Annotated in this window: 17 protein-coding genes; 16 read left to right on the top strand and 1 reads right to left on the bottom strand. The window is 43.4% G+C overall.

All coding sequences use genetic code 11. The annotated features are described in order from the left end of the window. Positions 1 to 256: 256 nt before the first annotated feature. The 7 genes from WHS38_05030 (at position 257) to WHS38_05060 (ending at position 10,884) form a co-directional block, all read left to right on the top strand. A complete protein-coding gene (locus tag WHS38_05030; GenBank protein MEJ5300335.1) occupies positions 257 to 2,251 on the top strand; it encodes an ATP-binding protein in 1,995 nt (664 codons plus the stop codon). 27 nt (positions 2,252 to 2,278) lie between these two features. Further along, positions 2,279 to 2,683: a response regulator gene (locus WHS38_05035; GenBank protein MEJ5300336.1), complete on the top strand. Its 405-nt coding sequence runs from the start codon at positions 2,279 to 2,281 to the stop codon at positions 2,681 to 2,683. A gap of 30 nt (positions 2,684 to 2,713) precedes the next feature. Beyond that, positions 2,714 to 5,344, top strand: coding sequence for a PEP/pyruvate-binding domain-containing protein (locus tag WHS38_05040; protein MEJ5300337.1), 2,631 nt, complete (start codon positions 2,714 to 2,716; stop codon positions 5,342 to 5,344). Between the two features lie 21 nt (positions 5,345 to 5,365). Then, a complete protein-coding gene (locus WHS38_05045) occupies positions 5,366 to 6,616 on the top strand; it encodes a GAF domain-containing sensor histidine kinase (protein MEJ5300338.1) in 1,251 nt (416 codons plus the stop codon). A 40-nt stretch (positions 6,617 to 6,656) separates the two neighbouring features. Further along, on the top strand, positions 6,657 to 9,404 hold the full coding sequence (locus WHS38_05050; protein MEJ5300339.1) for a GNAT family N-acetyltransferase: 2,748 nt from the start codon (positions 6,657 to 6,659) through the stop codon (positions 9,402 to 9,404). Continuing rightward, the gene (locus WHS38_05055) at positions 9,373 to 10,344 is read left to right on the top strand and encodes a universal stress protein (GenBank protein ID MEJ5300340.1); all 972 of its coding nucleotides are present in this window, start codon (positions 9,373 to 9,375) and stop codon (positions 10,342 to 10,344) included. The genes WHS38_05050 and WHS38_05055 overlap by 32 nt, the downstream gene beginning before the upstream one ends. A 180-nt stretch (positions 10,345 to 10,524) precedes the next feature. Next, the gene (locus WHS38_05060; GenBank protein ID MEJ5300341.1) at positions 10,525 to 10,884 is read left to right on the top strand and encodes a DUF2845 domain-containing protein; all 360 of its coding nucleotides are present in this window, start codon (positions 10,525 to 10,527) and stop codon (positions 10,882 to 10,884) included. A 310-nt stretch (positions 10,885 to 11,194) separates the two neighbouring features. Here WHS38_05060 and WHS38_05065 read toward each other — a convergent pair whose 3' ends face one another. Then, complete coding sequence (locus WHS38_05065; protein ID MEJ5300342.1) at positions 11,195 to 11,434, bottom strand: KH domain-containing protein; 240 nt, start codon at positions 11,432 to 11,434, stop codon at positions 11,195 to 11,197. Between the two features lie 257 nt (positions 11,435 to 11,691). Here WHS38_05065 and WHS38_05070 point away from each other — a divergent pair, with 257 nt between their 5' ends. From WHS38_05070 to pssA, 9 genes are all read left to right on the top strand, one after another. Next, positions 11,692 to 12,405 (top strand): YkgJ family cysteine cluster protein, encoded by a 714-nt coding sequence (locus WHS38_05070; GenBank protein ID MEJ5300343.1) that lies wholly within the window; start codon positions 11,692 to 11,694, stop codon positions 12,403 to 12,405. 56 nt (positions 12,406 to 12,461) lie between these two features. Continuing rightward, positions 12,462 to 14,066: an ASKHA domain-containing protein gene (locus WHS38_05075; protein ID MEJ5300344.1), complete on the top strand. Its 1,605-nt coding sequence runs from the start codon at positions 12,462 to 12,464 to the stop codon at positions 14,064 to 14,066. 7 nt (positions 14,067 to 14,073) lie between these two features. Then, positions 14,074 to 14,370, top strand: a complete 297-nt coding sequence (locus WHS38_05080) for a septum formation initiator family protein (GenBank protein MEJ5300345.1) — start codon at positions 14,074 to 14,076, stop codon at positions 14,368 to 14,370. A gap of 23 nt (positions 14,371 to 14,393) precedes the next feature. Then, complete coding sequence (locus WHS38_05085; GenBank protein ID MEJ5300346.1) at positions 14,394 to 15,434, top strand: DUF362 domain-containing protein; 1,041 nt, start codon at positions 14,394 to 14,396, stop codon at positions 15,432 to 15,434. A 247-nt stretch (positions 15,435 to 15,681) separates the two neighbouring features. Continuing rightward, entirely contained in the window at positions 15,682 to 17,394 is a 1,713-nt protein-coding gene (ilvB, locus tag WHS38_05090) for a biosynthetic-type acetolactate synthase large subunit (protein ID MEJ5300347.1), read from the top strand. 6 nt (positions 17,395 to 17,400) lie between these two features. Then, positions 17,401 to 17,979, top strand: a complete 579-nt coding sequence (gene ilvN / locus WHS38_05095; GenBank protein MEJ5300348.1) for an acetolactate synthase small subunit — start codon at positions 17,401 to 17,403, stop codon at positions 17,977 to 17,979. 156 nt (positions 17,980 to 18,135) lie between these two features. Further along, positions 18,136 to 19,143, top strand: a complete 1,008-nt coding sequence (gene ilvC, locus WHS38_05100) for a ketol-acid reductoisomerase (GenBank protein ID MEJ5300349.1) — start codon at positions 18,136 to 18,138, stop codon at positions 19,141 to 19,143. Next, positions 19,143 to 19,826 (top strand): phosphatidylserine decarboxylase family protein, encoded by a 684-nt coding sequence (locus WHS38_05105; GenBank protein ID MEJ5300350.1) that lies wholly within the window; start codon positions 19,143 to 19,145, stop codon positions 19,824 to 19,826. Before ilvC ends, WHS38_05105 begins: the two co-directional genes overlap by 1 nt. After that, positions 19,811 to 20,620, top strand: coding sequence for a CDP-diacylglycerol--serine O-phosphatidyltransferase (gene pssA, locus WHS38_05110; protein ID MEJ5300351.1), 810 nt, complete (start codon positions 19,811 to 19,813; stop codon positions 20,618 to 20,620). The genes WHS38_05105 and pssA overlap by 16 nt, the downstream gene beginning before the upstream one ends. Positions 20,621 to 20,652: the final 32 nt, after the last annotated feature.

The raw sequence follows: 20,652 nt of genomic DNA on the forward strand, positions 1-20,652 counted from the left end.
AATTAAGCGATTAAAATATAAATGATCTTCAATTTTCTATCGCCTTACCAGGGTGATAGTATTGATGTAATAGACAAACACTTTTCAGGCAAAAATTATACCCATAATATTGGCATCTGGAGATATAAAAAAAGAAAGGTTGAAACTGTAGAATTCATAGTAATCTCAGTCTGCAAGTTTTACACGGTGTAAAAATATCAGACACACAGGGGGATAACCCTACCGAAAGAACCTATGGAAAGAGCAAGTTAAAATTATGAGATTTCGTGATGGCATAAGTATTGCTGAAGAAAAGGCATGGTATCCCTATGGTTTTGTAAAACGGGCAGGAGAGGGCATGCACGAACCGAGACACTACATCCAATTGAGAAATAGAATATTTCTGATTACGGTTTGCACGTCGCTTATTCCAATTGCTTTGGTTGCAATTATAAGCGGCTATCAATTTCACACGGCATATAAGTCTAAGACTTTAGCATACCTTTCAGAATATGTTCAGAAACACGCTCAAAACATAGATGCTTTTCTGGCTAATAATGTTGAAGCTGTAAAAATAATTGCTCAATCAAATAATATTGAACAACTAGGTAATCCTGATCATCTTAACAATCTCTTAAGGATCTTACAATCCACCAAAGAAGGAACGTTTGTCGATCTGGGGTTTATTAGAGATGATGGGTTTCAGATTTCCTACGCTGGTCCTTTTAAGTTTGGAATGGCGTTTTATGGAAGTTCCAAATGGTTTCAGCAAGCTCTTCAAAATTCCTATTATATCAGCGATGTATTTCTCGGTCTCAGAGGAATTCCCCATTTTGCTACAACGGTCAGGATAGAGGAGAAGGGCAGATTTTGGGTCCTTAGAGCTACAATTGACTTTGCTACTTTCACAAAAGTTGTTGAAAACCTCAGGTTTGGAGAAACGGGGGAAGCTTTCATTTTGAATTATGATGGTGAACTCCAAACTTCTATAAACCGCCCCTATCCTCGAGACCTTCTTCAGTCGATAATCAAAGTTGTTTTGTCAGGTCCGGCTACAATAATTGATGAACACTATCTGGATATTCCGGTAGCTAGAGACATTGTCCGAGAAGATGTAACTATGGTGCAAGATGGCTCACTTGTGAGGCTTTTTACCAAAAAGACTTTTGATGGAAAAAATATGATCTATGTAGCTGTTCCCCTTAAAACGGCTCGATGGATTCTGATTTATACTCAGTGGGATCAAGAAGTTTTTAAGGAAATTATCAAAGCCAGAGTAGCAGTCATTGCTGTTAGTGTTTTGTGTAGTATTGCCTTTGCCATTCTTAGCTGGCGATTCGCAAACCATTTTGTAGAGCGAATCAAAGAAGTCGATAGAGAAAAAGACATTATGAACGAACAGATCATTGAGGCAGGGAAATTAGCTTCTCTTGGCGAACTGGCTGCAGGTATTGCCCACGAAATAAACAATCCTGTGGCTATAATGGTTGAGGAAGCCGGATGGATTGAGGACTGTCTCAAGGACCTGCCAGATCAAAACTCGGAAATCTACGAAGAGATCGCCAGATCCGCTAAACAGATAAAAATTCAGGGTTCTCGTTGTAAAGAGATCACCTACAAACTTTTAACCTTTGCCCGACGAACGGATTCAGGGGAAAAGCGAGTTTCACTAAACGATCTACTAAAAGAATTGGCGCCACTTTGTGAGCAGCGTGCACGTTATGCCAGAGTTAAAGTAGAACTGAAACTCGAAAGAAGTCTTCCCGATGTTGCTCTGTCTGCAACGGAAATGCAGCAAGTTATATTCAATCTAGTCAACAATGCTATTGACGCCATGGAAGTTCAGGGGGGCGGTGTTCTTACTATGTCCACAAAATTGGTTAATGATTGGGTCGTATTGGAGGTCTCCGACACGGGGCCAGGCATTCCCAAGTCGATTTTTCCTCGTATATTTGAACCTTTCTTTACCACAAAACCGGTTGGTAAAGGCACTGGTCTCGGGCTGCCTATCTGCTACGGAATTATAAAAAAAGCGGGGGGAAATATTGAGGTTGAAAGCGAACTCGGAAGGGGAACAACCTTCAGAGTATGGTTGCCTCCAGTGGAAACCCCAACAAAGCTTATAGTCGGCGCCCTTCCTGAAATCGTAGTCCTAACCGGTGATAGGAGTTCATCCCCAAAAGAGCATGTGGAACAACTTCTAGAGAATCAGAATGATGAAGTGGCTGGAGAAAAAGCATCCGCACCGAATAAACGATCATCCAAACTGTAGACATGGTTAGCCAAAGGAGAAGACCTGATGCAGCCCTTCGAAAAAACCGAAAAGATGGCACCCCTCAAACTTCTTATTGTGGACGATGAAGTAGCTTATGTCGATGTGCTTCGAAGAAGAATGGAAAAACGCAACCTTAAGGTTGAAGCGGCCCATAGTGGGGCAGAAGCTATTAGAAAATTAAGAGGAGATTTCTTTGATATAGCCATCATCGATCTTAAGATGGAAGACATGGATGGTCTGGAAGTGCTTAAGATTTTCAAAAAAATGGATCCCGACATGCCTGTCATCATCGTAACCGGACATGGTTCAGAACAAGCTGCGAGGGACGGTATAGCCCATGGTGCCTATGACTACCTAATGAAGCCTTGTGATTTCGAAATTTTGATGGAAAAGATACAAGAAGCTGCAAGAGCCAGACAATCCGACTAAGTTAACAAAAATAACTGGTAAGGGGTTGCTGTGGAATTTCTAAAAAAGCTGTTCAATAATTTTCGCAAACAGGAAAAACATCATCATAGCCCAGAAGAACTTAGACTTATTTTTCAAAATAGATACCATAATTTTAAGCTTCTTTTAGGAGCAAACAATAGAGCTCTAGAAATAATGACCGAAATTGAGGAGATGCTGAGAGGCGACAAGCCCTTCGGGATGACTTTTATCCGCTCTCGTGTAACTAGAGTAAGTGCAAACGTGTTTCAAATGATTCAATATCTCAACGAACTCTCCTCTAGAAGATACGAAAAACTCTATCCCAAATTCCGCGAGATCGAAAAATCCATTAGTCAACTTATAGAACCCAAAATAACTCTTACTGGCGCACCACTCGTAATGCCCCTGGACTACATAAGTCGCGACTCTTCTGACCTTGTTGGTTCAAAAATGGCTAATTTAGGTGAACTTAAACACGTTCTGGGGCTTAATGTGCCCGATGGATTCGCTATTACAGTAGAAGCTTACCGAAAATTCTTAATTGAGACGGATCTATTTTCCGAAATAAACCGTTTACTTCAAAAAACAGTAACCGAAGACATAAGTGATTTTTTTGCTTTGAGCTCAGCAATACAGCAACTTATTGTTAATACTCCCATTCCCGATGATCTCGAAGAGGCTATAATATGCCAAATAGATGAATTGCTTCAAAAACATGGATCTTCTGTAACTTTTGCCATTAGAAGTAGTGCTCTTGGCGAAGACTTCCTAGGCCATTCCTTTGCGGGTCAGTATAGATCAATTCTTAATGTTCACCCCGATCATGTGATTCAAGCATACAAAGAAGTTGTTGCCAGCATGTATGGTCTTCCAGCTATGACTTATCGTTTTCGCCACGGAATTCGAGATGAAGATATAGCCATGAGCGTAGGATGTCTTGTGATGATCGATCCAGTGGCATCAGGTGTGGTTTATACCAGAAATCCCATAAGTCCCGATGAAGAAAGCCTCTTGGTCCACTCTGTTTGGGGATTACCCAAGCCTGTGGTCGATGGTTCTCTGGATCCGGACATCTTTATCATTTCCCGGCATGAACCATTTGATTTGCTCACTCAAAACATAGCCATTAAGGATGTTGCTTTTATTCCTCTTGAGGAGGAAGGAGTTGTTCGAGCGGAAATGCCGCCTCACCAATGGGAAATGCCATCCCTTACAGAGTCACAACTCAAACTCCTTGCCAGTATTGTTATCAGTATAGAACGTCATTACGGAGTGCCCCAAGATATTGAATGGGCTTTAACATCACATGATCGGTTTGTGATTCTTCAAACCCGCCCTCTAAACCTTCAATTGCCAAAGCCTTCAGAAGAAAGATTAAAAATTTTGGAGCCTTCGCCTGCCGAGGAGGTTATTCTTAAAGGTGGAGTAACGGCGAGCCCTGGTGTAGCTTCTGGTAAAGTGTTTGTTATCAAACGAGATGCCGATGCTCTCAGGTTTCCAGAAGGATCTGTGCTGGTTACAGAACTCGCTCTTCCTAGATGGGCATCTCTTCTAGGACGTGCCTCTGCTGTTGTTACGGAGGTTGGGAATGTTGCCGGACATCTTGCTAACGTGGCGAGAGAATTTAAGATTCCAGCTATATTTGGTCTTAGCGGTGCTACTAGATCACTTAAAGAAGGTGATGAAATTACCGTAGATGCTAACAGAAGGCTTATTCTTAAAGGACTTAACGCTGTGCCTTCACAAGATCTCAACCAGGCGGATCTAATAATGGTTGACACTCCGGTATACAAGACCCTTTACGAGACATCACGATTCATAGTTCCTTTGCATCTTCTAGATCCGGATTCTATCGATTTCAAACCAGAAAAGTGCAAAACTTACCACGACATTACTCGCTTCTGCCACGAAATGTCCGTAAGAGAAATGTTTCGATTCGGCAGAGAGTTTAAATTTGCGGAGAAAGCAGCTAAACGACTCATAAGTGAAAGAAAAATGCAGTTTTGGATCCTAGATCTTGACGATGGTTTTCATCCGGGGACGGTTTCTCCGGAAGATAAATACGTGCGTATTGAAGATATAGCTTCCATACCGATGAAAGCTCTGTGGGAAGGTATGATGGCTGTGCCATGGAGTGGTCCTCCACCTATAGAAACCAAAGGGTTTTTGTCCGTATTGGCAGAATCCACTCTGAATCCTAATCTGGATCCGGCCGTCTCCTCTTCAATGGCAGTAAAAAACTATTTCATGATCTCGCGAAACTTCTGTTCTCTTCAGTCCCGCTTTGGTTACCACTTCTCGGAAGTTGAAGCTCTGGTTAGCGAAAGGACCAGAGAAAACTATGTTAGCTTTCATTTCAAAGGTGGAGCTGCCAGTATAGACCGACGAATCCTTCGAGCAAAATTTATAGCCTTGCTCCTCGATCTATGGATGTTCCGTTGTACCTTAAATGGAGACGCTCTTTCTGCAAGAATAGAAGGTAGAAATGTCGAAGAGATGAAAGACGTTCTGCGATTGATCGGGTACATCATTATTCATACTCGCCAGCTAGACATGGTCATGACGGATCCTCAATCGGTCGCTTATTACCGGGAAAAGATGCTCGCCGACATCCGGAAACTTTGCAAGGTCTTTTTGCCGGACATAGAGGGGGTTGAGTAATAGTTAAATGGAGGAGTAGAAGTGGCCAAAAATCAAGTTACGCTTTTGTTCGACCAAATGGTGGAGGAGGATAAAAGTTTCAGCCGTCTTATCGCTCTTAGCGATTTCCTTTCTCAACCGAAAACTCTTCGAGAGTTACTAGATGGCAGTCTCCAGGTTATCCTTCGAGAATTTGATCTAGATGCAGGACGAATATACCTCTTCGACTCAGTCAGTGGCGACTTCTGCCTTATTACCCATTACGGACTTGATGTTTCGGGGCTTGAGCGAGTCAAGATAGGACAGGGTTTTACAGGGAAAGCGGCCGAACTCCGTTCCTTTATTGCCTACAGAGTGGAAGACCTTGAAGACAGGGTCAGATCCCAATTTCTTCAGAGCAAGGGACTTAAAATTGTTTATTGTGTTCCCTTCGTCGTTCTTGGAAAAGTCGAAGGGGTTATGAATCTTGGTTCAACAAAAGACATAATGCTTTCAGTTCAGGATATGAAAACCCTTTTTATTATGGGACATCAAATAGGACTCGTTGTGGCCTATGCACGACTTAATGAAGTTCTCAATGAAAGAATCAATCTTTTAGAAAGTAGGAAAGAAACCATAAAATTTTTTGCCTATTCCATAAGTCACGACCTCAAAAGCCCTGCTGTAGGACTCTACGGTCTAACCAAAAGACTGGTTGAAAAATACGGCGATGGGCTTGCCGAAAAAGGAAAGCTTTACTGTCGTCAGATTATGAAAGCAGCAGAAGAGATTGTTAATCTTGTGGAATGTATCAACGGTTACATTTCTGCCAGAGAATCCATTGAAGAGCCCCAGAATTTCCCTCTCTCCGATATTATTGAAAGCATTAAATCGGAATTCAAGAGCAGGCTGGAAAACCAAAATGTCACACTTGAGGTTCAAAACAATCTTCCTGTAATTCGCGGCTATCCTCACCTACTTCTTAGAGCCATGAGAAATCTCGTGGATAATGCTCTTAAACACGGAGGCCAGATGTTATCTCACATAAAAATCGAAGTAGAAGAAAAACCAGATTTTTGGGTCATAGCTGTTCACGATAACGGAAGCGGCATTCCCTCACATATGCTTGAAACTATATTTGATCCATTTAGAAGGGGGAAAACCAAAGCGGAAGGCTCTGGACTTGGACTTGCTATCATTTCCGAGGTGGCAAAAAAACACGGAGGTAAAGCGTGGGTTGAATCCTTTCCAGAAAAACGCGACACAACTTTTTACATTTCTATCAGCCGCTGCTGTATGAAAAGGATAATCTAAAGGATTTCTTACACAACGAAAATCCTGGAGGTCATAAGACATGGGACTTAAGGGACTTGATGCGATTTTTAGACCTCAAAGTGTAGCTGTAATAGGAGCTACAGAACGGGAAGGTGCAGTAGGAAAAGCAGTTATGAAAAATCTTCTGGAATCTCAATTTCCTGGTCCTATATATCCCATTAATCCCAGAAGAAAAGAAGTGAATGGCATTAGGTCATTTCCTTCTGTAAAGGAAATAGGAAACGCGGTAGATCTTGCAGTTATTGCTATCCCGATCGAAGAAGTGCCCGAAGTGTTAGAAGATTGTGGATATGCGGGGGTTAGAGGCGCCATAATTCTTTCGGCTGGTGGAAGGGAAACCGGTAATGACGGGCTATTAATTGAAAAACGTATAGAAGAGGTGGCTCAATCTAAGGGTATTAGAATTATAGGTCCGAATTGTCTCGGAATTATTTGCCCTGAACGCCATCTTAATGCAAGTTTTGCTTCTCATACGCCGCCATCTGGACGCCTGGCTTTTATTTCCCAGAGCGGAGCCCTGTGCACTGCCATTCTAGATTTAGCTGTGGAAGAAAAGATAGGCTTTAGCTATTTCGTGAGTATTGGCTCCATGCTCGATGTCGATTTTGGAGATCTTATCGATTACTTCGGTAACGATCCCAAGGTAAGCAGTATTATCATCTATATGGAAGGGCTTACTAATTTAAGAAAGTTTATGAGCGCTGCAAGAGCAGTATCGAGAGCGAAACCAATCGTTGTTCTCAAAGCAGGAAGAAGCCAGGCCGGAGCTAAAGCTGCTTCTTCTCACACGGGAGCTATGACAGGAGAAGATGCTCTATACGATGCAGCCTTTGAACGAGCCGGTATTGTGAGAGTGAGAGAGATCGGAGAACTTTTCGCATGTGCCGAACTGCTTGCAAAACAGCCTCGTCCTTCAGGTCCCAGGATGGTTGTTATAACCAATGCTGGAGGCCCAGGCGTGATGGCGGCTGATGCAATATCTGATGCTGGACTAGAGTTGGCAGAACTTAGTGTTGAAACTATGGAAAAGCTCAACAGTATTCTGCCTCGATGCTGGAGCCACGGGAATCCAGTGGACATCCTTGGAGATGCTACCCCTGAACGCTACGTCCAGGTAATTCAGACCTGTCTTGGTTCTCCAGATGTCAATGGCGTTCTTGTAATATTAACTCCTCAGGCAATGACTGATCCTGTCGCTGTTGCCGAAGCTTTTGCTAAAGCCGTAATTAAGCGTCCTATGCCCGTTCTAGCCTGCTGGATGGGCGGTCACGATGTTACTCCTGCGAGATCAATTCTAAACAAAGCTAGTATTCCCACTTACGAAACTCCCGAAGAAGCTGTTCAGGCTTTTAAATACCTCTACGACTACGCAAAAAATCTGGAAGCTATACAGCAAATACCCTCGAGATTTTCAAGGTCTCTTCTTTTCGATAGAAATAGTGCAGATAAGATCATTGAAGATGCTATTTCCCAAAATGATGGTAGGCTGGGGGAATGGAGCTCGATGGCTCTTCTTCGCGCTTACGGATTTCCTGTCAACAATGTAGAACTTGCTAGAACCAAGGAAAAGGCTTTGCAGATCGGGAAGAAAATGGTCATGCCGCTCGTGATGAAGATCGCTTCCCCCGATATTCTTCACAAAACCGAAGCAGGTGGGGTCAGACTTAATATATCGTCCGAGGAAGACATCGCAGAGGCTTTTGACAGCATAATTGCTTCTGCTAAGGCATACATGCCAGATGCTAGAATTGACGGCGTGACTATGCAAAGTATGATTGTAGAGCGCGATTACGAACTACTTATTGGAGCGAAGCAAGATTCTCTTTTTGGTCCTGTTGTGGTCTTCGGATGGGGTGGAATCTTTGCAGAGGTGCTTAAGGATCGTGCTATAGGTATTCCTCCGCTTAATCGGGCTCTGGCTAGCCTGATAATAGAAAAAACCCGTGTGTCAAAGCTTTTGAAGGGATATAGGGGACTCCCGCCGGCCGATCTTGAACTTATAGAGGAACTTCTGATCCGACTTGCCAATTTGGTAACCGATTTCCCCGAAATACAGGAACTCGATATGAATCCTGTACTTATACAGAAAGGAAAGCCGATTATTGTCGATGCTAGAATTATTTTAAAACCGTCGGAAACCAAACCTCCCATGCATCTTATTATAAGCCCTTACCCCAACCAATATGAATGGCATCTGAAGGCAGCAGAAGAAATACGAATTTTTGTTCGTCCTGTGCGTCCCGAAGATGCGCCTCTTTTCGAGGACCTTTTTAAGGTGCTTTCACCTACAAGTGTATATTTTCGGTTTTTTCACCCAATGAAAGCTTTGCCCCATTCTCTGCTTGTGAGATTTACTCAGATTGATTACGACCGAGAGATTGCCCTTGTAGCTATAGACGAAGATAGCCCTGAGGAACGAATGTTGGGAGTGGCTAGAGTGATCTCCGGACCTGACAAAGAGGAAGCTGAGTTTGCTATTTTGGTAGGGGATCCATGGCAGGGCAAGGGCATTGGAGCGGCACTCCTGAGAAAGTGCCTTCAGATTGCCAAAGAAAGAGGCATAAAACATGTGTTTGGCATAGTGTTGCCGGAGAACACTCAAATGCTTGCTCTTGGTAAAAAGCTAGGTTTCCGCATTTCACATTCTGGGGGAGAATGCGAATTGAGGATAAATTTGGAGAAGATTTCTTTCGAGGAACTAAACGGTTCTAACCAGGCAAAAAAGGAGAATAGCTATGGAAATGAGGCAGATTCTTGTGGCGGTTGATGTATCGGAGTGGGCTTACCGGGTAGTGGAGTATGTTGGAAAGATGCTGGGAAATGATGGCAGAGCTTCTATTAGGATTCTTCACGTTATGAGTCCACTCCCGGAAAGCTTTTGGGACATCGAAAGTAGCCCCCTTACCACTTATAGACCAGATATGATGCAGGCATGGGACGTAGCACAGCGCAAGGCAGTAGAAGCGGAAATGGAAAAGCTCGCGGAAATACTGGTCAAACACGGCATTCCGCGAGATAAAATCACTATCTCGGTGCAGCAGCGCCAGGTGGGTATCGCTCGGGACATTGTTTTTGAAGCTCAAAAGGGCTACAATGCGCTTGTTGTCGGGCGCCGAGGAGCAAGTAGGCTAAAAGAACTCATCATTGGAAGCATTGCTTCTAAAATTCTATCCAGACTGACCAATGTTCCCCTATGGGTCGTGGGCGAACAGGCAGGAGACAAAGGTATAGTTATTGGTCTGGATCCTTCGGCGGAAGCGATGAAAGCTGTTCAGTATGTAGCTTCTATGCTTGGAGGAAAAGATAGACCGGATTTAAAAATCCATCTTGTTCATGTGGTCAGAGCCTTGGAGCTTCTGACTGTAAGTTATGATCCTTTCTTTGTGCCTGATGAACGGGTGGAATGGATGAGGCGGGTAGAGCAGCAACAGATGGAAGAAGTTCGAGCCAGAATGGGAGAAGTGTTTGAAAATGCTAAGGATATTCTGGAAAATGCCGGCATCAGGTATAAACAGATTGAAGCAAATATTATTTCGGGCGCCTACAGCAGGGCTGCTACTATAGTGGAAGAAGCTCGAAAACGCCAGTGTGGAACAATAGTTGTGGGGCGACGAGGGCTTTCAAAAATTGAGGAATTTTTCCTGGGAAGGGTCGGTAGCAAGGTGCTTCAGTTAGCCGCAGACAAGACTGTGTGGATCGTGCCGTAGGAGTAAAATCATCTAGAGTTAAAAGGATGCTTTACATTTGTAAAGGCAGGGGAAAAGGCTATTCGAAAAAATTTTTGTGATAACTCCTATGTGCCTACTATATTATTATTGTGAAGACATGTTTAAAAGCTCTCCAACTAAAGGAGAATTATCAGACAATCTCAAGCGGAGAAACAGGCAATGACAGGCAAGATCTCTAGTGTTAAAAGATGCTGGCTGGTGGTAGGCTTTGTCACTTTGCTATTTGCTAATACTACACTGGCGGTGGATTGCATTCGTTGTAGCGGAAACCTTGTCTGCGAAGGAGATGGTGAGAGTCAGTTAATCAGCATATGTGGAAAACCAGACTATGTAGAAGATAAAGGCATTATAAAGGTCCCTTTGGGTAGCGGAGCTTATGCCTATCAACCCGCTAAAGTATTTTACTACAACTGCGGTTCTAATCGCCTTGACCAGTTTATAACTATAACTGGTGGAACCGTCACTAAAATCAGAGCAGGTAATAGATATGGTTCCGGGATTCCTAGATGCAATGAATGAAGGTATCTTTAACTCTTACTGCTTAGCTTTTTGTCCGACCATCTACGTAGAAAACCCATCAGCCGATTTACTGGTTCTCTATCGCGTATTGGCGGATTCAAAATTCCTTGTTCCTGCAACGCTTTCTTTAAACAGTCAGAAATGTGTTCACATTGAACACATTCCTTATTGGGTTCGATTAAACCATCTGAATTTCTAGGTGCTACCTTGTCAGAATTACCAAAACATGAAGGTTTACCTTTGGGCTCCTCATCTTTAGAAACCCTCTCAAGATGAGGAGCCGACTCATTCAATTGATTAGAAAAACAGGTCATTCTATGATCTCTAAAACTGCACGTTTTTTTAACTTTGTCGCTGCCGCATTGAGAATAGTGCGGATGGCATGAGCATTCCGACCTTCCCGGCCGATAATTTTTCCCAGATCTTCCTTTGCCGCTCGAAGTTCAATAACACAGGTATTCTGCCCCTCAATTTCTCTAACGTCCACTTTTTCGGGATGCTCTGCCAGGGATTTGGCAATGACTGCTACCAGATCTTTCAGCTCTTTCATGCTTCTTCTCCGTTAGTTAAGGGTTTAGAGGATTATGACTTTTTACCGAATTAAAAACCTGGCGAACTCTACCGCCTTCTAATGCAGCTTCTAAAAATGTCTATACCGGTTTCTCGAAATAAGATTGAACTTTCCGGCATATTCCCTTATATTAGATCATTAATTACATTAGAGAAAAGTTAATACCTATGTCAAGAAGAAAGATTTGTTGCTCATGGGAGTGTAATGACGGCAAAGTGATATAAGGATGTCATAAGTTGGAAAAGCTTCAAGACGCCCTGACTAGTATTCTGAAAGAGTTAAAGAACTCTTACGGAAAGTCGCTATCAAAACTTCATATAACTGGTGAACTTCCCATATCTGTTAAAAAACTTCTCGGACAATTTTTCAATCTATTTGATGAATCCTGCCGTCTTTTCATTTCTCGCCATCACCATCCTGACGACAAAGTTAAATGCCATATGGGATGTTTTTGGTGCTGTTATCAAATGCCTTACGGGATTTCCACTGTTGAATATCTTTATCTTTACAACGGATTGTTTGAAGTTTCTCCTAGAAGGCTTTTTCTGCCGTCTTTGCTCGATCGATCAGAAATCATAGATTCCATATCCAAAAACGTTCAATATTTGTCAGGGAAAAGTATTATAGAGGAACTTCTCACAGCCTATTCTCGCAAAATTGCTCCCTGTCCTTTCCTAGATAAGGATTCTAAGCTTTGTTTAGTCTATTCCTTCAGACCGCTTGCATGCAGGATGCATGTAAGTTTTAGTTCCCCCAGATTCTGTCACCCTTTACATAAAGAATCATGGCGGTGTGAAGCTGTTAATATAGAGCCTTCCGATATGGTCAAAGAAGCCTTGAAGGAACTTGACGAAACTTTTCCCTTTTCTCTATCCCAGTTTCTATCTGTTGGAATTGTTCAATTTATGGTAAATATTATGAGATTTCAGCCAATAAAGTGGTGGTCGTAAGGAATAACCCTCTCAAGTTTTAATGTTATGAAGAGCGCTCAAAAGGAGTTTTGCCGATGAATGCTATCGATTATAGATTGTCTTACGAATATTCACCCTTGGTAGTGGAAGAACCATTCATTCTTGATAAACCAAGTTTACAAAATAACACTGCCGATTGGGATCGATTAATAAAGCATTTAAATAAAGCAGGGTTTGAACCTTTAACCTTGCAAGGAATATCCTTTGAAAGATTCAAAAGGCTATCTGAACAGGTTAGAAGAAACAATTTCGAGGGGCGAGCAATTCTCGCTTATATTAAAAGCGGCTGGGATATCCTGGACGTTACTGAAAATCCTCAACCTGGATCAACAAATTCAGGACCTTTCGGAACCGCCTTTGACCTTGGGACGACAAGAATTGCCTTTTATCTTGTAGATCTTTCCACTGCTAAAGTGCTTTATGAGACATCCATAGCTAATCCTCAAATCCCCTTTGGTGAAGACATTTTGAGCCGTATTCATTACGCATCCAGTGAGGAAAAACTTAAAGAACTTCAGAGGCTCCTCATCAACGCCTTCAATGATGTAATAGAAAAAGTATCGAAAGAACTTAGTTTGTCACCAAATCGCATTTACGCCATGACCGTTGCTGGGAACACGACCATGAGCCACTTTTTTCTTGGGCTTAACCCTTCCCACATTTGTCGAGAACCCTACATACCTGTAGCAAACACTTTTCCGATCTTTCGAGCTCGACACCTGGGGTTAAAGATACATCCGGATGGCATAGTCTATGTCTTTCCTAATGTTGGTTCCTATTTTGGCGGTGACGCCGTCGCCGGAATCATAGCTTCTGGTATGCACCAAAGTGAAGCCATATCGCTTCTGGTGGATGTGGGAACAAACGCTGAAGTGGTGCTTGGAAATAAGGATTGGCTTATAGCCTGTGCGGGTGCCGCGGGACCTGCTCTTGAGGGAGGGGTAGTAGAGAGAGGCATGATGGCGGCACCGGGAGCAATCGATCGAGTCCGCATCAATCCTGAGACTCTGGAGCTTAACTACCATACCATTGGTGATCAAAAACCTATAGGAATATGTGGGTCGGGGCTAATTGATTTAATTGCCGAAATGTTCCAGGCAGGGTTTCTAACCATTCAGGGAAAGATTAACACCAGGTTAAAAAATCCCAGAATCGTAAATACTCCTGACGGAACAGGCTTTGTTGTCGCCTTTGCGGATGAAACTGCCGACAGTAAAGACCTTATTATAACCGACATAGATATCGGTATTCTCCTCAAATCCAAAGCGGCGATGTATACTATATTAAACATCATTGCCCGCAAAGTCGGCATCGATGTCCGTGATATTGACAAGTTTTATGTAGCTGGGACCTTTGGCAATCATATCGATCCTCAAATGGCTATTCGAATTGGTATGCTTCCTGACCTGCCAATTGACAAATTCGTTCCCATGGGAAACACATCAGGAAAAGGAGCTTCGATGCTCCTTCTCAACCGAAATCTCTTTAAGGATATTGAAGAAATATGCGATAAAATAACTTACGTAGAGCTTAACGTTAACGTTGAGCTAATTCATGAATTTAGAGGAGCTCTCTTTCTGCCCCATACCGATCCGTATCTTTTCCCTTCAGTTAGAATACCAGAAATAGCCAAGGGATAGAGTTCCTATGAAAGATTGGCTGAACGTTCGAGTTTTATTTTGGGCTGCGGCTGCAATAATAATCGCTCTGCTTTTTTACGGCATTTTCTCATCTCCCACCGGCATAAAAGGATATTTAAACAAGAAGAACCAGATCGCTATCATTAATAAAAACATTGAAAACATAGCAAAAGAAAATGAACAACTGTATAAATCCATTAAGCAGTTTAAGGATAATCCCGAGAGTCGAAAAAAAATGATTCGACACCAGCTTGGCTGGATCGAAGAAGGGGAACGGAAGGTCGTGTTTATACCTCAGCAATAACAACTCCAAGAAGGAGGGACAGAATGGACTACAATAAGGTTTTTATGGTGAAGTGGGACCCTTTTTCAAACATGCTCAGAAAAGCCAAAAAGCTTTATGAAAAAGCCGGAGTTTTCGATGTGGTAGAAAAGGGCGACCTCGTAGCCGTCAAGCTGCATGTTGGCGAATTGGGCAATCCAAATTACATTCGTCCATTTTTCGTAAAACAAATTATGGATGAAGTGCGCGAGAGGGGAGGAAAACCCTTTCTGACAGACACAACAACCTATTATCCTGAGATGAGATCGAACGGATACGACCATTACGAAAATGCTGTTGCTAATGGTTTTGGCTTTGGACACTTTATTAACGCTGACGGACTGAAGGGCGGCTATGTAGTACCAATTTCCACGGGATCCGAGCTTATCAAGGAGATAGAAGTTGCAGGAGCTCTATACGAAGCCGATGCCATGATAGTAGTAACGCATGTTAAAGGACATCCTCTTTCGGGTATCGGTGGTGCTATAAAAAATTTAGGCATGGGGGGAGTTTCTAAAAAATCCAAACTGGATCAACACAGGCTCGTGGACATGGAACTTAATACTGAAAAATGCCAGGGCTGTGGAGCCTGTAGAGAAGCCTGCAGGATGAAGATTCCAGTGATTGATCCAGAAAAAAATGTGGTTGTCATAGATGATCCAGCGTGTATGAGATGCCCCATCTGCGCTCAAGCCTGTCCTGAAGGAGTTATAACACTAATAGGTAAAGAACGCCTGTGTAAAGGGTTAGCTCTGGCTGCTAATGCGGTCTTAAATACATTTAAACCCGGCAAAGTAGCTTTCATCAATTTCGCCGTCTCGCTTAGCACAATCTGCGATTGTGGACCGGTGCAGGCAGAAATAATCGGTCCCGATGTGGGAATTTTTGCCGGATTTTCAGCCATCTCTGTTGACGCAGCCAGCTTTTCATCTATAGATCATAAACGACTAAACGAACTTCATGATACCGATGCATGGGAACAGATAAGATCTTTGAAGGAACTTGGTTATCCAGGATCCGACCCTCCTGAAATTGTCATCGTTTAATTAGGATACATAGTTTCCATCGCTTCTATATATAAGGGTAGATGGAAGGATTAACATTAGCTCCTTTCACCTACCCAATTATGTTAAACGATTGACAGAAAAAATTTTTTTATCTACAGTTCAATAACCCTGTGAGGGGGATTTTTCCTGTTAAGATAAGAGTTTAGATTAACTAAAATCGATTGACTGGAAGTAAACATCCCTTCCAGGGGTATAATTCTTCCTTTCGGGAGGTTTCAAAAGAACCATGAAGCTTACGGGGGCGCAGATCTTCTTTGAATGTTTGAAACGCGAGGGTGTGGAAGTAATATTCGGGTATCCGGGAGGAGCGGTGCTCGATATTTACCACGAGATGTCCAACTACGACATAAAACACATCCTTGTGCGCCATGAACAGGGGGCTGCCCACGCAGCAGATGGATACGCTAGAGCTTCGGGGCGAGTGGGTGTATGCCTGGTTACGTCCGGTCCGGGAGCAACTAACACTGTAACGGGAATTGCTACAGCCTACATGGATTCTGTCCCTATAGTAATTTTCACGGGACAAGTTCCTACTCGCCTTATCGGAAACGACGCTTTTCAGGAGGTGGATATTACTGGTATAACTCGCCCCTGCACAAAACATAATTATCTCGTAAAAGATGTAAAAAACCTTGCCAGAGTAATCCGAGAAGCCTTTTATCTTGCTAGGTCCGGTCGCCCTGGACCGGTGCTTGTAGACCTCCCGAAGGACGTAATCCAGGCTTCAACCAACTTTGTCTATCCTGAAACTGTTAATCTTCGAGGTTACCGTCCAACTATTGAGCCTCACAAGGGACAGGTGCAAAGAGCGACTCAGGCGATACGAAAAGCCAAAAGACCCGTTATATACGCTGGAGGTGGAGTAATCCACTCGGGAGCATCAGCAGAACTGAGAAAACTTGCTGAGATGCTCCAGATTCCTGTCACTACGACCCTCATGGGACTTGGCGGCTTTCCGGCTACTCTGAAAAGGGGCACCAAAGAATTCCATCCGCTCTGGATGGGAATGCTCGGTATGCACGGAACCTACTGCGCTAACATGGCGGTAAGTCACTGTGATCTGCTGTTTGCGGTAGGAGCTCGTTTTGACGATCGAGTAACCGGTAAGGTGGAAGCTTTCGCACCAAATGCGACTATTATTCATATTGATGTGGACCCAACAAGTATAAGTAAAAGCGTTATAGTCGATATTCCTATTGTTGGTGATTGTAAACGAACTCTTAAGCATCTCATTTCCATCTTTGAAAAAGAGCCAATTCAGAATCTAGACGAGAAAAGACGTTCCTGGTTGGAACAAATCGAAGATTGGAAGAAGACTCATCCTCTCACATATAATCAGCAGACTGACGTTATTAAGCCTCAATTTGTAATAGAAAAAATCTATGAACTCTCTAAGGGCGACGCTGTAATCACCACAGAAGTAGGGCAAAACCAGATGTGGACAGCTCAATTCTATCACTTCACAGAACCAAGAACTCTAATCACTTCCGGCGGGTTAGGAACAATGGGTTACGGCTTTCCAGCCGCTATTGGTGCTCAGGTTGCGCGACCAGACAAACTTGTTATAGACATCGCCGGAGATGGTAGTATCCAGATGAACATACAGGAACTAATTACCGCAGTGTGTAACGAGCTTCCAATAAAGATAGCTATATTAAACAATGGCTATCTTGGGATGGTGCGGCAGTGGCAGGAACTATTCTATAACAAGAACTACTGCCAGACTTGTTTGAGCGCAGCACCGGACTTTGTGAAACTTGCTGAGGCTTACGGTGCCGTGGGACTTAGAGCGGTCACTCCGGATGAAGTAGAGCCGGTTATAAGAAAGGCTCTTGAGACGCCTAAACCGGTCATAATGGATTTTATTGTAGATAAAGAAGAAAATGTTTATCCCATGGTGCCAGCAGGAAAACCTATTAACGAAATGTTACTGGTGTAGGTGACTATGAGTCCAAACGCACAAACACAAAATGGAAACAACGAACGTCATATTATCGGTGTGCTGGTGGAAAACCAGCCCGGTGTGCTTGCAAGAGTTGCTGGTCTTTTCAGCGGGCGAGGCTTCAACATAGAAAGTCTGACTGTGGCGGTGACAAATGAACCCGGCATGTCCCGCATAACTCTGGTCACTACGGGTGATCAACACATTGTTGAACAGATCATCAAACAGCTAAATAAGCTCATCAACGTTATCAAAGTCATAGAATTTCGCAACATGGAATTTGTCGAGCGAGAAATGGCTCTTATAAAAGTCAGAGCAGATAAGCAAAGCAGAGCTGAAATATTGAGGATTGTGGATATATTCCGAGCAAAAGTGGTGGACGTAAGCCCAAGTTCCTACATAATCGAAGTTACAGGGGACGAAGGAAAAATCTCAGCTATTCTTGAACTGCTTAATCAATTTGGCATTCTAGAGCTTGCCCGCACAGGAAAGGCTGCAATGGCTAGAGGTAAAAAAGAATACGGAAAGCAGAGTAAAGCATCGAAAGCCCCTGAAAAAGAGAAAGCATTTATTGATGAATAACAGGTTTTGACTGTTATTAGTGGATTGTCGAAGAAGAAATTGGTAATCAAAAAGTCGGTGGATAAATAGATGTTAAAGATTTTTGGTTGATCCGAGCAAAGAGGCGCTTCAAGTTGTGCTCTGCACGAGCATAAATCAAAAGAGGAGGATTCACGAATGCGTCTATTTTACGAATCCGATGCGGACCTTGGAATGTTACAGGGTAAAAAGGTGGCTATCATCGGTTACGGCAGCCAAGGACATGCCCAGGCTCAAAACCTAAGAGATAGCGGTGTGCAGGTAATCGTGGCCCAGCGCCCTGGGTCTTACAATTATAACCTTGCCTTAGAACACGGCTTTAAGCCGGTATCGGTCGAAGAAGCAGCAGAGCAGGCGGATATTATACAAATCCTGATACCCGATCATATTCAGGCGTCCGTTTATCGTAATTCTATCGCTCCTCATCTTAAGCCGGGTAAAATGATGATGTTTTCTCACGGGTTTAACATACATTTTGGGCAGATAGCCCCCCCAAAAGACGTTGATGTAACGATGGTTGCTCCCAAAGGACCGGGTCATTTGGTGAGAAGTGAGTATGTTCGAGGAGCTGGTGTGCCGGCTCTGGTTGCCGTTTATCAAAACGCCACAGGACAAGCTCTTGAGCTGGCTCTTGCATACGCAAAGGGTATAGGGGCCACTCGAGCAGGAGTAATAGAAACAACTTTTCAGGAGGAAACAGAAACAGATCTTTTCGGCGAGCAGTGCGTTCTCTGTGGAGGAGTTACGGAACTGATTAAGGCCGGTTTCGAGACTCTGGTTGAGGCTGGTTATCAACCTGAAATAGCCTACTTTGAGTGCCTTCATGAACTGAAACTCATTGTGGATCTGATCTACCAGGGTGGATTTTCCTACATGAGATATTCCATAAGTGACACAGCCGAGTATGGAGATCTCACCCGTGGTCCGCGCATTATCACCGATGAGACAAGACAAACGATGAGGGAAATTTTGAGAGAAATTCAATCTGGAAAATTCGCTAAGGAATGGATCTTGGAAAATCAGGCAGGTCGCCCGTCTTTCCAAGCCTTGAGAAAGCGAGCCAGGAGTCACCTCATTGAGGAAGTCGGTAAGAAGCTAAGAACTATGATGCCATTCCTTCAAGCAAAAGAGGTGCCCGAGGCTTAATGGAAAAGCTCACTGAACAAGTCCATTCTCTTTCGGTGAAAACCAGAGACCGCATCCCTGTAGCAAAGGAGGGCTATCCTTTCATATTTTTCGCCGCTTTTTTTACTCTGATTACGGCCATCCTTCACATAACAGTAATTGCTTTTGCGGGTCTTGGTATGACGGCGCTCGTTCTCTACTTTTTCCGAGATCCTCACAGAATTGTGTCGGCTGATCCAGAAGACGTAGTAGCCCCGGCCGACGGTTTTGTCGTTGAAGTCAAGGAAAGTTCCTATCCAGAACAACCTGCCTCCCCTTGCAAAAAAATTGGCATATTTATGACCATTTTCGATGTCCATGTTAACAGAGCTCCCTGCCCGGGAAGGATTCTTAAAGTTTGCCATCAACCGGGAAAGTTTATTTCAGCCCAAAAACCTAGCGCATCCATCCAAAATGAAAGAAACACCGTTATTCTTGAAACGCCAAAGGGTGAAAAGGTGGTTTTGGTTCAGGTGGCGGGACTTATAGCCAGAAGAATTGTTTTCTGGTTTGAAGAAGGAGATTATGTTCAGAAAGGTGACCGGATCGGTATGATCCGTTTTGGATCTCGCGTTGACCTTTATGTTCCTGCTGGATGGAACATCAAAGTGTCACGCGGACAGAGAGTAAAGGCAGGGGAGACGTTAATATGCAAAATGACATGAGCTATTTTAGAAGAAACAAACGTAAAAAAAACGATGACAACATTAGCAAAGCAAGAAGGGGAATATATATACTTCCCAACCTTCTCACAACAGGTAACCTATTTGCGGGGTTCGTTTCCATCATTAGCACTATTCACGGCGAATACGAAAAAGCTGCTATAGCCATACTCGTATCCTGGATATTTGATATTCTGGACGGAAAGGTAGCAAGACTTTCCAAAGCCACAAGCCGTTTTGGAATCGAATATGACTCGCTAGCAGATCTTGTAGCTTTTGGAGTTGCCCCGGGACTTCTTATCTATATGTGGGCTCTTACAGAATTGGATCGTCTGGGATGGTTAGCCGCTTTTGCATTTGTGGCTTGCGGAGCCTTGAGGCTTGCTCGCTTCAACACTATGGCAACAACGGAAGCTAAACAATACTTTCTTGGTCTTCCCATACCGGGAGCCGCAGGAATGATCGCAAGCCTCGTTCTGTTTCTCCACCCTCATTACCCGAAACCTCAGGAAGGCGTTTCCATGATCCTTATGTTTGTAACATTTGCCTTATCGGCTCTTATGGTCAGTAGCATCCGCTACAGCGCTTTCAAAGAACTGGATTTTATAAAAACAAAACCCATACGAGCTACATTCGCAATAGTTATGCTCATCGTGGTTATAGCTGCAAAGCCACGAATGATTGTTTTTGCCGGTCTGCTTTCTTATGTGCTTTCAGGTCCATCCCTATGGTTGAAGAAAACTCTAAGCAAGAGTCAACCTTCATCTCTTGAGGCAAAGGAAGAAGAAAAGGTTTAAAAGTCAACCTTCTAAGGATAGGTGTAAAGAGC

It is taken from the genome of Thermodesulforhabdaceae bacterium (genome assembly GCA_037482015.1).
Lineage (GTDB): Bacteria > Desulfobacterota > Syntrophobacteria > Syntrophobacterales > Thermodesulforhabdaceae > JAOACS01.